The following is a 13,811-nucleotide window of genomic DNA, read 5'->3' as shown; positions in this document are numbered from 1 at the left end:
CTCGGCAACCATTGTCCATAGTCAAAACGCCTATTTGTGCCGGTATTCGACCAGATCGTTGTAAGTTTTAGGCACGAAAAAAGGGGCCATCGCGTGGCCCCTTGTTTCCATCAGTAGTTCGCGACGGTTGGTGACTCCGCGCCCGCGTCGTCGATGCCGATCAGCGTGACTATCGGCTCCCCATTCGGGTAGCGCCACATCGGTATCGAGATCGAACTGGACGATAGCGACTGCTGTACGCCGTCGATATACCAGAGATGCCGAACGATACGCCCATCTTCATCGGCACAACTCGCGCGGGCGATCCAACTTGACCGACCTTCGTCCACTTCGATGCTGCAGCTCGGCGGGATATTGGACTCGACCTTGATATGCGTCTCGCCAGAAGCGGTATGGCCCATCATCGATCCAATCTCCAACCGTACCGTATGCTCACCCTTGTCCAAAACGGCACGGCCATAGTTGCCCGAACCCTCCAAAGGTTCACCGTTAAGCGTGTAGGTGCGAGCCTCGATTCGGTCTTTTGGATGGCCTCCTGTAATGCTTGGTCGAATCAGAACACCCAACGGAGCACGATTGGCCTGGTTATCGCCACTCCAAGAAAGAGTTACCTCGTAGGGCAGTGGATCGCTGAACTCCAGCTCAGTTTCAGCGTAGGTGTAGTTGCCGCGCGCATCACTTACGTGCACACCGAAGGTGTAAGTGCCTGGCTCGGTGATCCGCAGGGAGCGGCTTGTCTGCGAAGTGTCCTTGATGATTTCAAGGCCTGGATACGGCGGGATGTCCCAGTCCATTTCCAGCTCTTCAAACTCCCTGAACAGACCGAGCGAACGCACCTGCAGGTCAAGATCGGCAGGCGAGTAGACGGCCGAAATTCTGGCTTTGATCGCCCAGGTAGGCCAGTCATACGACCAGAAAATCAACCGCTGCTGAGTTAGACCCTTACCGCCCATGTCCTCGTAACCGTTGATCCAGCCCATGAAGCCCAAAAAGCTCTGCTCCTTGTTGAAGTCTTCCATGGTCGGGGTATAGGACACCTCACGTTCGTGCACTTCTTCCCCTGTCGGTAGAATGAAGTACCCATCCATGGTCAGATCCATCTTCGGATAGGGCATCATCATATTGGCTCGCCAAGTCGCCTCTTTTCCGACCTCAGGACGCCCAGGGCCGATGATTTGAACTCGCGGCGGTCGGACTGCGCGAAACGCAACACCTACCCGCAGCCTCTTGTAGACGCGAGTGTCATCAGGCGAATCCGCAAATTTCACCCGGCTCATCAGGTATACCCGCTCAGCCTGGTCGCGCGTCAGCTCGTACTCGCCTGTGCCCTGTACCCATGTCTCTCCTCGATCCTCTGACCACTCGACGACCATCCCTGTAGTGTCTAGGGTTTCTCCGTTCAGGTCAGTCAGCACAAACCTTCCAACGTCGCCGATGAAGACGTTGCTCGGTCCTTTTAGCCGCGCTGTCGGGACTTCGTAGGCTATGACCTCGATCTGGGGGGTCATCGACTTGGCTCCCGAGTTCCGGTTTGTCATCTCAGCGCGAAGCAGGTAAGTGCCCTTCTCAAACGTCATCGAGAGACGCTGCGGAATCTTGCCGGTGTTTTCGACGGCCTCCCAGCTGACGCCGTTGTCCGTGCTCATCTCCCAGCGAACATCACCCACGTCCTTTGCTTCGAAGCGATCCACAGTCATGGCATAGAACGTGTTACGCAGCGGGGCCACTCCAATAACGCGCAGTGCCTGGATCACGCCATCTAGCGGCTCGCCGTTCAATACGGTCAGGAACATCGGGTAGTTCGACTGCCGAATTGACTCATAGCCCGGCAGCGGCGAGCGCACACGCGCCTCAGCAATGACCCGAACCGCCTTGTTCGTCAGCATTGCAAGATCCAGCTCAAAGCTGGCAATCCCCTCCTCGTTTATCGGTTCCCAGTCAGTCGCCGGCTCATAGTTGATGCCAGCAGTTGTCATCAGCAGGCGAATGTCCCAATCCCCCATCGTCGCCAGGTTGTAACCATCCTGCGGGTACTGGGTATCGAGCATCTGGACATTTACCGGCAGCGCGACGCTATCCAGGACGCTCCGCTCGTCGTTAAGGATTACTGGCAGAATCTGCTCGTGCGGAACAGCATAAAGCTGAACTTCCTTGACCGTCTCGACCGCTGGGAGCTTGGTAAAGCGCGCGTCTATGTTGAACGGCGTTAGGCTCCACAGAGGCTTTTCCGTGCCTTCGAGACTGCGCATCAGCCGCTGGTTACGGCCATAGCTCGGGAACGTACCCTTTTCAATAACGGTACTGTCACGGCTGAGCTTGAGGTCGATGCTCGCCGGCAGCGCCATTATAGAAAGGCTGCCGACATAGCCTCCTCGCTGCGACACCCAGTAGGTGTTCTCATCGATCTTCTTCTCCTGCGGCAGCTCAATCTCGATGGCAGGCGGCTCGATGACTTCTACCTCATGGGCGCCATGTGTCAGATCAACCTCCTGACCGCTAGGCGTGAATACCGACGCTTTCCATGCGATTGAATGCTGTCCCAGTACCGACGCCGCTCCGACCAACTGAGGTGCATGCCAAGTGGTGCTCTGCGACAGTCCTTCGGGCAGCGCGGTCCAGCGTATAAAGCACATGGCGCGGTTCCAGTTCTTCGCCGCGTTGCGCGCAATCGTTTCGTTTGTAGTCAGTTCGCAAACATCGTTGTTCTGGGCGCGCAGCAACAGCGATAGGTCCTGCACGGCCTGGTAGGTCTGCTCTGGCGCCGGCTTGAGTCCGAGCTGCAGCAAGCCCGTGGGCGACACCACTTTCAGGTCATGCGAAAAATCAGCGATCCAGTGTTTACCTCCCTTCGGATCGAACACATAGGCCTTAGCTCTGACCGGGAACTGCCCGACCTCGCCGCCAATTGCCACCATCGAAAGCAGGTTGGCATGTCCGGTGTCCCGCCATTCCGCAGGGGTGATTTCCCACTCGCTAAAGCAGGTAGGCTCCTGCAGGACATTCTTCGGCTTGACCAGCTGCTCGGATGTCAGAACCGCACATGCGGAACCCTCGGATGCGAAGCTAATCTGAGCTGTTTCGAGCCCCTGTTTTACCTCCCAGCGGTCAGCCTGCAGCGAGCCTTTCGGAGCCCAGACATTCACAGGGATGGCATAGATCGGCCCGCTCATGTCAGCGCGCGAAAGGTATAGATTCGCCGTTCCATCGACACCCGCTTTGAGGCCCGCCAGCTTCGCCTCAAGATAACTGGGCTGCAGTTTAGTAGGCGTCAGCCGCATGCCTAGATCCGGCTCAAGGTCGCGATGCTCAAGCTTCACGCCCACCGCAGAATCCGGCGATACAGCCGCCACAATATCGGTACCCAGTGCAGCCAGCAGCTCGGGACTGCTCACCTGTAGGCCATAGCTACCGTTGCGATAGGTCATGAAAGTGGTGACGGCCGGCACCGTAGGTGCAGAACCACTCTGCTCGACTTCCCGGCCCTCGAACATCGCCCATGCCGACTGGAACCTGATCTTGATGTCCTTCTCGAAGATCATTCCGTCCTGGTCGGTCGTCTTCACCCGAATGACGGTCGGTTTGTCGTCATCCGTGCGCAGTGTCAGCGTGTTCCCTTCTATGCTCGCAGTGCCGGCCTCGGGTTGGCCCACAACCGAGAACGTGTGCGATCCCCAGTTATTAGGATCGGTCGCCTGAAGTTGCGTGGTGCCACCGATGCCTGCGTACAGCACCACTTCACCTGGAACGATGTCGGTCGGTGCATAGTTGAACTTCTCAACCACCACATTGGCCACGCCGTCCACGCTGGCCCCAGCCTTATCTGTCGCCCGGATTGTGAAACTATCTTCTCCGAAGAATTGCGGGTTGGGCGTGTACTCAAGCATGCCGTAAACCAACTTGGCCGAGCCATTCGCCGGTTGTGTCAGGATCTCGAACGAATGCTCGTCGCTGTAGGGCAGATCCACATCGGTTACCGATGGGCGCACATGGTCACTGGCCATCCCTTCCTTGGCAGGGATAAAGGCCTCAGTCGCTGTCGGTGCATCGTTTACATAGGTGACCTCAACCGTGATCGGCTTTGGCTCCGAGTGCAGACCATGGCTGTCCTGTGCGCGATAGCTCAGACTCAGCGTGCCGTTCCAGTCCTGTGCCGGCGTGATGGTGATGTCTGAGCCAGAAAAGCTGAACGAACCCTCGGTGGGGTTGAGCGTTCCGATGATCTCGAAAGTGTGCGAATCGCCTTCGATACCCAGGTCAACATCGCTGACCGTCAAACGAATCGTCGTGCTCGTGTCCTCAGGAATGCTTGCCGTTTTCTCATGTACCTCGGGCTTGTCGTTCACCGGCCGCACGGTGATGGTGATAGTGGCGGTGTTGGATGTCGCTGCTTTGGAGTCGGTGGCGCGGTACGTCAGGGTCGTCGTGCCGTTCCAGTCTTTCACCGGCGTGAAGGTCAGTTTGTTGCCCGAAATGCTGGCCGTGCCATGCGCGTTGTTCGGAGCGGTGACGATGCTCCAGGTGTGGCTGTCGCCCTCATACTGCAGATCCACATCAGTTACAGAAAGGGTGAGTTCACCAACGGTATCTTCGTCGAGAGCCAGAGTGGCGTTACTCACCGATGGAGCGTCGTTCACAGGGGTCACTGTCACCGTGACAGTCGCGGTGTTGGAGTTCGCCTTACCGTCATTGGCCCTATAGGTGAAAGTGGTCGTGCCGTTCCAGTTGGGCTTTGGCGTGAAGGTGGCCTTATTGCCGTTTAGGGTCACGGTGCCGTAGGCCGCGTTGGGCTGCGCCACGACGCTGTACGTCAGGCTGTCGCCGTCAACATCGGTAGCCACCAGGGTCACGGTGCCTGCGGTGTCCTCGGGCATGGTCAGCGTCGCGTTGGACGCCATCGGCGCGTCGTTAACCGGTCGCACCGTGATGGTGATGGTCGCGGTATTGGAGGCTGCCCCTTTCGAGTCAGTCGCCCGATAAGTCAACGTTGTAGTGCCATTCCAGTCCTTCTTCGGCGTGAAGGTCAGCTTGTTACCGCTGATCGAGGCCGTGCCGTGGGCGGAATTCGGCGCAGTGACGATGCTCCAAGTATGGCTGTCACCCTCGAACTGAAGGTCCACGTCAGTTACACCCAGCGTCAGGGTGCCCACGGTATCTTCGTCGATGGCCAGCGAGGCGTTAGCGACTGAAGGCGAGTCGTTCACCGGAGTGACGGTAACGGTCACCGTCGCGGTGTTGGAGTTGGCACCTTTGGGGTCCGTTGCCCGATAGGTAAGCGTGGTTGTGCCATTCCAATTCGGTTTCGGCGTAAAGGTTAATTTATTGCCACTGAGCGTGACGGTGCCATGGGCGGCGCTGGGCTGGGCCACAATAGTGTAAGTCAGCGCATCGCCATCTAAATCGGTGGCGACCAGCGTCACAACGCCTGCAGTGTCTTCTGGTGTACTCAAAGTGCGATTGCTGGCAGTAGGTGGCGTGTTGGGAAGTTTCTTCCAATAAGTGTCTGTATACCCCCAGCAACTACTGTTTACGTCTACTACGCTCCCATTGAAGTTAACTTTTCGTACCCCACCTGGCGCGGTACATTTACTTGACTCAAGCTCAAGCCCAGCTACATGCCCACATGAAGGAAACACGACTTTAGGCTTTGGCGTAGAGTGCGTGATATCAATTCTAAATCCCGCATTACTAAGCGCATTCTCAACACATCGTGATGGGTTATTGTAGTAGGTAGCACTACATTGAAGCGAAAGATGGACTAAAGCGCCAGCAAGGCTGGTTATATCGACTGACTCGCCACCGTTAAGAAACAATTGACCTATAGGATTATAGTGCCACTTAGGGTCGGGATAGAGCGGCATCCACTGGAAATCGGGGCGTGTAGATACAATCTTAATGCTGGTGGCATTAGCAGGAAAGGTCATTTGTGCTTTGGCAAAAGCTTCCCTATAGGAGTTCGGTACATAGCTATATTTCCAATCCATATCGGTATGTTTGTAGGAGGTCGTTGTGGTTTCCGGTTCACCATCAACAACCTCTCCAGGCCGGACACATTCTACAAGTTCATAACCAGGCCTTTGTTCAGCGGCGTTTACTTGCCCAAAAATAATCCATGGCACTACTAGCAGCCAATAGCTTGCGCGTTTTATGTTCATGGCACTTCCTTAGTAAGCCTTTATGTTGGCCCACGGCTACCCGCCGAAATATTTGAATGGCAAAGCCGCTTTCGCGGCTTTGTTTATTACTGACTTAACGGCCTCAAGGTAGCCCGCGCATCTGGCTGCCTCGCCCCAATCTCCCACCGCCTTGGCTCAATCTCCGTATAGATGAAGCCAGGCACATACAGATCGCCGTTTTCATCTTCCCAAGGATCTACTGCAATTCGCATAACAACAGCCTGGGTGCGAATAGGAAGCGGGTTGCGGGCGCGCATTGGGATGGGCGCGTTGTCTGCTCCTTCAGCATATAGGACGCGAGTCGATGGCTCTCCATCTACTTTTTTGATTTTGCCTGATGCTTCTTTCGCAGCTTGCTGCTCTGCTTGAAGCGTGGTCTTGTAATCTTCATTTTCCGTAGCGCTATAAACGTCCTTAGCGGACATACAGGACACGCCTTCCGGCATGCCCTTACAGCCATATTCTGTCGAGCCTATACTGAGCATATTCGAACACCCAGAAACAAAGAATCCTGCTACGCAAATTGCAATTAGCTTGTACATACTCATTTCCTTAGTTCACATCTGCAACTTTGAGGGTGGTTGCGTTAAACTTTACGGTCATGCCTTTGTTAACAATGAAATCAACGTTTCGCATTGCGTCGATTTCAATAACTGGGAAGATGTTTTCGGCCATTTCGAGGTAGTAGTCAGCGATGCGCTCCAAAGCTGATCCAGCGCCACGAGCACCAGCGGCTTGCAACGCATTCGAATCAAAGGCTTGCTCGTAAACTGGAGCCTGCGTTTCGCCGCCGTCCTGGAAGCCACGGGTGATATTGATCGATGGCACCTGGCGTACATCAAACGCTGACGCGGCCCCCTCCATGATGCCTGCCATCAGGCTGCGTGCGATGAGCTGCCCCTGCTTGCTGACCAGTCGCCCCCGAAGCCCCGTCTTGCCGTCTTCGCCAGTGGCGTAAGCTTCAATAGGGGCCTCAAGCACCGTGCCGTCATTACGCACGCAGGAGATACGCTCGGCTCGCATGTATGCGCGCTCGGAGCTGAGGTCTCCCCAACCTCCTGCAATCAACATGCACTCACGAAAGTCGGCCCGGAAACGGTTGGGCAGAATGGCCTCGCTCTTGATTCGAAGCAGCGATGGGAATGGGTCACGCTGAGCCTGTTTGCCGGTAGGTGCATCCATGCCGGTAACCAGTACGCCAGAAAGGATTGAGCCGGCCGGGATGGTCACCGACAACTCCTTATCCTCCTGATCCTCATCCTTGGCCTTCTCGTTGCGGATGACTCGGATCTTCGGTGCCTCGACCTTCTCACTGCTGCGCGCGCGCGGATCGACTGGAGGTGGGGGCGGAAGATTCGAGTAAACGTCTCCCAGGGCATCAGCTGAGTTTGTCGCCTGTTGCACGAAGTGAGGATTGCGCTCAGGGATCAGCGCCGTCGCGGCTTCTTTCACTGCACCAGCATCGTTACCCTTGCTTTCCGAATCCTTTTCAACATTTCGGCCAACCCGTCCAAGCTCTTGATGTAGCAGCTTGACCTGCTCTTCGAGGCTGGTGACCTTTTCCTGTGTTTCAACCAGCTTGCGATCCTTCTCGGCAGCGCCAAGGGTACGCTGCAGGCGCTGTTGCTCTATTTGCATCTGCCGAAGCTGAGCAGCCATTGCATCGATACCGAGAGCACGCGGATCTTCGTCGGTAAGCACAGCTGCTACTGCTGGCCTCACGGCTTCTCTGGAGCGAGCCTCTGGCGTTGCGAGATTCATCGCGTACCCCACCAGCGTACCGACAACCAACACGGTTCCGCCGATTGCGGTGTACATCTTCGCTTTTGGCGACAAGCCTGCAATCGCGTTGCGAATGGATTCCATGGATTGTGTTCTCCTTAATCCAAAAGGCTCGGGCGCACGGAAGTGTCGGCGGTGATTGCCGGGACTCGCGTTACTACAAACACTTCGGTTTTCTGGCCTGGCTCAAGCATTTCATGAGGCCAGCTGCTAACAGCTGCGCGATTCGGGTGCGAGCACGCTCCATGATCGAACTCGACAGTTTTGCCAGAGATGTTTTCCGCTACAGCCACGTAAACCCGAAAGTCATGGCCCTGAATCAGCTGAGACTTTGAGAAATCAAAACTCAGTGCTGGCTGAGCACAGGCCGGGATGCTGTCGCCCGATCTGAGTGCGCCGAAGCTGTATCCGCGAGGAAGCTTGCCCACGGCCATTTCGCGCATGAGCGAACGCAGTGTGTCCATATAGGGTTGGCTGCGCTCCCATTTACGAGCGGTTCCGCTGTAGGCAGTCGAGCCCATCGCCGGCATACCGACAGCCCCGCCCTGGATGCTGCGCGCAAAGATGAGGTTTGCTTGGATCGGAGGAATGCTTTGCGGCAAAAGTGTGAGGGAGATGGCCACAGACTCATCATCCTCAGGTGTAACGAACATCGTGACCGGCTGATCATCCTGTGTGGTGACATAGATGACATTGCCGCTTGTGGAGATTTCGGCCTGGCTTACCGTCTGGATATTCGGGCTGTCGAAGGGCGTAACGAGCCGATTAATCTGGGAACGACTGATTGGGATCAGCGTGTTGGTGCCTGATGCAACGACGACATCCTGCCGAGTTTCCACCGGCTTGTGCGGGGCCTGCCGCTGCGGCACGACACTGGCTGGAACAGGTGGTAGGTCTTTGGCGCTGTTCTCAACCAGGACAAGGCGTTTGGGCGCCTCTGCGGGCTCAGCGGGAGCTGCGGTTTGGCCAAGGTTTACTTGCCCCTCATGCTTGATCTGTTTGGCCTCAGGCGCGGACTGCGGCTCAACAGGTTGAACGCTGGCAGCCACAGGCATGTTCAGCCCAGGGATCTTGATTTCTTCACTAGCGTGCACCAGCGGCGCGATGGTCATCGCTGCGACGAGCGTGCCCAGTGCGAATGGATTGTTATGCGGTCGGGTTTTCATCGAAAGGCCTCAGATCACTGATGACCCATTTTCCCGAGTTGAGAGCGCGCTATGGGCTCTAATTCGACAACATTCTGGTAAGCAAAAAAAAACCCGGCTTCAGCCGGGTTTGTCTACGCCAAGAGTCCATTCAACCGCGCCGGCGCTCCTCGCGCTCTTTGATCTTCTGCGCCTTCTTCTCCTCACGATCAATCACATCCTGCGTTCTGGCATCGCCGGTATTTGTGCTTATCCATGTAATAACTGGCTTGTAGTTCCTGATCTGAAGGTCCACCTCGTAGGTACGGTTTGATCGCCGCTTTCCACCTGCTGGGCCTTCGCTGACTGAGTTGCCTGTGATGAAGAAGCGGTGCTCGTTGACGGTATCGCGCAGCACTTTCTGCGGCTCAAACGAGAGGGTCACCCTGTCCTGACGTATCTGAAATATTTGCTTGTCCAGCACTTCCATCGTGGACTGGTAAATATCAGGGTGGAGGATAGGCCCCAGGGCATCCTTGATGATGGTTGCGTTCTCAGGCGTCACGTTTCCCAGCAGCATGCCTACATACATGGCCCACGCGGTCGTGTACTCACTGCTGCTCTGGGTCTTACTGACCCACGCCGTTTCAGTCAGCGTCGGAGGTACCACCGTGATGATCTGATCTTTCTTCATGGCAGAGCACGAGCTTGCGATCAGCGCGACAGTCATCGCAAAGAGGATCAGCCGCAGGAATTTGTTTTCTCCACGCATCCCGTCGAATGAGTTTTTCAGATTGGATAGAAGCATCAGATAAAATCTCGCTCGTATGAATTAGGCATGCTGCGGTTGCGCTTGAAGCCAATGGCTCCCATGTACCAATAGATTGCATGCAGCAGATAACCATCGGGGCGGTTGTCACAGTAGCGACGATAGATGCGCGCCAGGACCAGCCCCAGACCGAGGCAAATGGTGAGCTGTGCGAGCAGGATGCCGGCGACCAGGCCAACACCGATGGGCAGAACCTCGTCTATACGCCAGAAAAGCAGATAGGGCGGTTCGTCGATATGGGCGGGGATCTTTGTTGGTTCGTCACTCACTGTGCAGCTCCTGTTTTGCTGACTTGTTCCATGGCATCGAGGATGCCTTTGTGGGATGAGTTGTCCCCCTGCAGAACAATTGAATTGCCGGTGAGGTTGTCGATCACCATTGTCGAGGGCGTTTGCTTGATATCCAGCCGAATCGCGTGATCCATATCGGCGATGACACGCTCTACTACCTGCGATGAATCCATGCATTGGCTGAAGCGCTGCCGGTCGATGTCCATCTCGGCTGCATAACTGCTCAATGAAGCGGCGACTCCCTGCCCATTCCCCCTCGTGGTGTCGAACACTCGCTGGGCGAACTTCCATGCCGTTTCCGAGCCCCCCTGCTCACCGGCGCATTCAATCGCCAGCGCCTGCTGCCGGGATGCCTCAGACAAGGCCGGCACATGCATCAACGCAGCGTTGATATGCCCGCCAGAAGAGTCGATTAGCGACTTGATAACGGGGAAATGCTGCTTGCAGTAGGGACATTCGGTATCCGTCATCTCGACCAGGGTGAAGCGAGCTTTGGTGTTGCCATAGATCCAGTTATCCGGGGCCGAACCGTCCTGCCCCTGGCTGGGAGCGCTCTTGCTCGTTTCACCGATGAACATGTTTTTCAGCTCGTCCATTTCTTCAAAGGTCAGAGGTTTTTGAGTCGCGACCTCAAGCTCTGAAATCTGATCTTGAAGTGCCCCCACAGTCTCAAAATGCTGGTAAGCGCCTACCGCTAGCGCAGTAGCAAGGCCGGTGGAGATGATGATCAAGGGTATAGATGCGGACATGGATCAGAACCTATCTGGGCGTTGTGCAAAGTGTGAATTGCTCAACGCCCAAATTGGCCTCTAATCTGACACGTTTGTTGTAGGTTTAGATTTGCTTGGGCAGGTTTCTGATCAGGACCGACAGCAGGATAGGCAGAATGATGATCAGCGCCGTGCAAACGACCATTGGAGGCAGTGGTAGCGGCGCCAACAGGCTGAGCGCAAGCATGATGCCGCCCCATCCCATCAGGCTTACCGCGTTGTTATTCCAGAACGGCGATGAGTAATCGAAGCCGTGCCTCTTCGCCTGCCAGCGCATGTACCCGGCGAAAATAGCCGGCACTGCCATTACGGCGAAGAACGGCATCCAGTACGTCATCAGCACCGCCCGATAGAGGATCTGATAGGTGATCTTCTGCAGTGCCACACCTCGTGAATCCAGGTATTCAAACCACCAGCCCACCTTTTCTTCAAAGGAGTCCACGGTAGAGGGGCCGCTGCGCATGAACATCCCGGATATGTGGTACTTGAGTCCCGAGTCGATGACCAGAGCGGTGTAGATGCTGGCCGTGGTTTCATCTATGCGCTTAAGATCGTCCTGAGGCAGCAGCGACACGCTCCACTGCCGTTCTTTCTGCATCACGGTATCGATCATGGGGTTGGGCGCAAAAACCGCAAGCATGAGCACCATGATGAACAGGAAGAAAAGGGACGCTACGAGCCCTTTCGGCCACTTCTCTTCAATAACCTCAGCCATTGATCAGTTGCTCCCGAATCGGATCAGGCACTACTGCAAGCTGACACAGGCTTGAGATCGTGTCGTTGGTCACCGATACCCCTTGCGACTGCAGCTTGGCGAAAAGCTGGTAGAAGAGGTGGTACAGGCGCTCGTAATCGCTGACGCCCAGCTGGCACATGATCTTGTACTCAAACAGCGCCTCGCTGAGCGCGTTTGCCACCGGCCGGCCGGTTACGCCGCTTTTGATGAGCGCCAGGATGAAACGTGTTCCGCAATTCCAGTCAATGTCGAAATTGCGCAGGATAACCATGGTCTTATCGTCCAGCTGCAGGCTGCGCTGAATCTCGATGGTCCGGGTAATGGACATGATCAAGCCCTTACTTCGATTGGAAATTGAGAATTGGCAGACGACCTTTTCGCACGTCACCGCCCGCGAAAATGGCCAGGTATTCGAGGTCAGGCAGATTGCCTAGCAGTGCCGAAGGGAATAGCTCGCCCTCTTCCTCCATCAGTCGCTCACCCTGGTTGCCCCCGGTGATGACACCGCCCTCACCGGCGTTGTTGCCCTGGGTGCGCATGACGTACTTGTAGCGGGTCATGGGCAGTTTCTTGGCGATGAATTCTTGGGTGTCGGTGTCAAGCACCCGCAGGGAAATGATGTTGTTCGCGTTCGCCAGCACCTGCATGGCTTTCGATTCATCACCCATCCGCGCCTTGAAATCCGCAATCGTCTGAGTAGCGATGAACAGGTTGATGCCGGCGCCGCGACCCTTATTGAGCAGCTGGATCAGCTGGTCGTTGATCACCTCGGCCGCTTCATCCACGAAGATGTTCACCGGCACCGGAAGCCTGTGGTTGTATATCTCTCCCGCAGTAGATGCGAGGTCTGCCAAAGCCAGCGAACCAAGTGCAGAGCCCACCATGGGGTCCGACAATGAGTCGAGCCCCATGTAGAGCACCTGCTTACCGTTGATCACGGTATTCATGTCGCTGAAGTCTTGGTACGCATCAGTGCCATCGACAGTATGCGCAGGCGAAAGGAGATCGCTCATCCTGCCGGCCGTGAGCATGACCAGGATCGGCAGCAAACCGGCGATCATCTTGCTGAAGTGAGCGCGCTCGTGTTCGAGCATCGTCAGCAGGCCTTCAAGGTCAGAGTTCGGCGCCTCGTGGATCAGATCCGCGTAGTACAGCTTTCGCAGTACCTTCGCCTTATCCTCTGGATTTTTCACCTTGGCCGTCGAGCAAGCTTGCTCAATCGCAGCATCGAAAATTTTCTCACCGCGGATCTTCCTACCGTAGGCAGTTACGACCCGGATAGTGAGGCCGGGAATATCCCCTTCAAGCGTTCGGCGTAGGCTCAAGAGGCTGGGAAGCTCTCCGATGATCAGCATGGCCTGGATGACGTTGTTGAGCGCCATCATCGCGAACGCCTGGAATGGATCGCCAGACTCCGATGCCATGAGCACCGCAACGCGCGATGCCAGTTCCGTTGCCCGGCCATAGTTGCGTGTCAATGACAGGCGTATAGAGTCGTCCGGGAATGCTGGATGAAAGTATTTGAACCGCTCACCTTCATTCATCAACTCACACGTTCGCCGGCAGGTTTCGGCGAGCCCTTTGTCCCCCTTCGGGTCTATGACGATTACTGCCTCTCCGCGCAGAATGCACTGCGCGATGGCCAAATCGTAAAGGCGGGTTTTTCCGGCACCGGTCGTGCCGGTAACCAGCGTATGGATGTCGCGCATGCCGGCTGGTCGCAAACACATCTCTTCTTCGGCCATGCCAAGCCCGTGAATCCACCTGCTGCCCTTCACATTTGGGTCACGCAGACCTTTTTTGCCTAGCACATCAGCCATGTCTCGGGACTGCAACTCAAACGCATGCTGTCCGTGTTGCTGCCTCCACTGGAACGCTTGGCCGTAGTAGAAACTGTCGGGGTTATCCTCAACGATTGCAGCGATGTCGCTGACGCTCGTGAACGTAAGCGGCGCACCCAGCAATGATTTCTTAGCCCGGTGTGCGGATTCCACGGTCATCTGGCCACCCATTCCATGAGCATCTGACCACCGATTCCACGCTGATCCGGCCACCCATTCCACGCGCATCCGGCCACTGATTCCACGGCCATCCGGCCACTCAACCG

General features: G+C 56.1%; 10 protein-coding genes. All 10 read right to left on the bottom strand.

Annotated features, from left to right (window positions below):
- Positions 1 to 110: 110 nt before the first annotated feature.
- Positions 111 to 5,858 carry a tandem-95 repeat protein gene (locus G7020_RS20740; protein WP_423835680.1) on the bottom strand — a complete coding sequence of 1,916 codons (5,748 nt, stop codon included), beginning with the start codon at positions 5,856 to 5,858 and terminating at the stop codon, positions 111 to 113.
- Between the two features lie 380 nt (positions 5,859 to 6,238).
- A complete protein-coding gene (traV, locus tag G7020_RS20735) occupies positions 6,239 to 6,715 on the bottom strand; it encodes a type IV conjugative transfer system lipoprotein TraV (RefSeq protein ID WP_181086882.1) in 477 nt (158 codons plus the stop codon).
- Between the two features lie 10 nt (positions 6,716 to 6,725).
- Positions 6,726 to 8,039 carry a TrbI/VirB10 family protein gene (locus tag G7020_RS20730; protein ID WP_181086881.1) on the bottom strand — a complete coding sequence of 438 codons (1,314 nt, stop codon included), beginning with the start codon at positions 8,037 to 8,039 and terminating at the stop codon, positions 6,726 to 6,728.
- 14 nt (positions 8,040 to 8,053) lie between these two features.
- Entirely contained in the window at positions 8,054 to 9,121 is a 1,068-nt protein-coding gene (locus G7020_RS20725; RefSeq protein WP_181086880.1) for a TraK domain-containing protein, read from the bottom strand.
- A 130-nt stretch (positions 9,122 to 9,251) separates the two neighbouring features.
- Positions 9,252 to 9,887, bottom strand: coding sequence for a TraE/TraK family type IV conjugative transfer system protein (locus G7020_RS20720; RefSeq protein ID WP_181086879.1), 636 nt, complete (start codon positions 9,885 to 9,887; stop codon positions 9,252 to 9,254).
- A complete protein-coding gene (gene traL, locus G7020_RS20715; RefSeq protein WP_019406471.1) occupies positions 9,887 to 10,177 on the bottom strand; it encodes a type IV conjugative transfer system protein TraL in 291 nt (96 codons plus the stop codon). Before traL ends, G7020_RS20720 begins: the two co-directional genes overlap by 1 nt.
- On the bottom strand, positions 10,174 to 10,929 hold the full coding sequence (locus G7020_RS20710; protein ID WP_231098854.1) for a DsbA family protein: 756 nt from the start codon (positions 10,927 to 10,929) through the stop codon (positions 10,174 to 10,176). Before G7020_RS20710 ends, traL begins: the two co-directional genes overlap by 4 nt.
- Before the next feature lie 103 nt (positions 10,930 to 11,032).
- Positions 11,033 to 11,683 (bottom strand): DUF4400 domain-containing protein, encoded by a 651-nt coding sequence (locus tag G7020_RS20705; protein ID WP_181086878.1) that lies wholly within the window; start codon positions 11,681 to 11,683, stop codon positions 11,033 to 11,035.
- A complete protein-coding gene (locus G7020_RS20700; RefSeq protein ID WP_181086877.1) occupies positions 11,676 to 12,032 on the bottom strand; it encodes a hypothetical protein in 357 nt (118 codons plus the stop codon). The genes G7020_RS20705 and G7020_RS20700 overlap by 8 nt, the downstream gene beginning before the upstream one ends.
- Before the next feature lie 10 nt (positions 12,033 to 12,042).
- Positions 12,043 to 13,811 (bottom strand): conjugative transfer system coupling protein TraD (traD, locus tag G7020_RS20695; RefSeq protein WP_219852784.1); only part of this gene is annotated, 1,769 nt, incomplete at its 5' end.

This window comes from Stutzerimonas stutzeri, assembly GCF_013522825.1.
Taxonomy (GTDB): domain Bacteria; phylum Pseudomonadota; class Gammaproteobacteria; order Pseudomonadales; family Pseudomonadaceae; genus Stutzerimonas; species Stutzerimonas stutzeri_AK.
The sequence above is the reverse complement of the archived record's forward strand: the minus strand, read 5'-3'. Positions and strand labels throughout refer to the sequence as shown.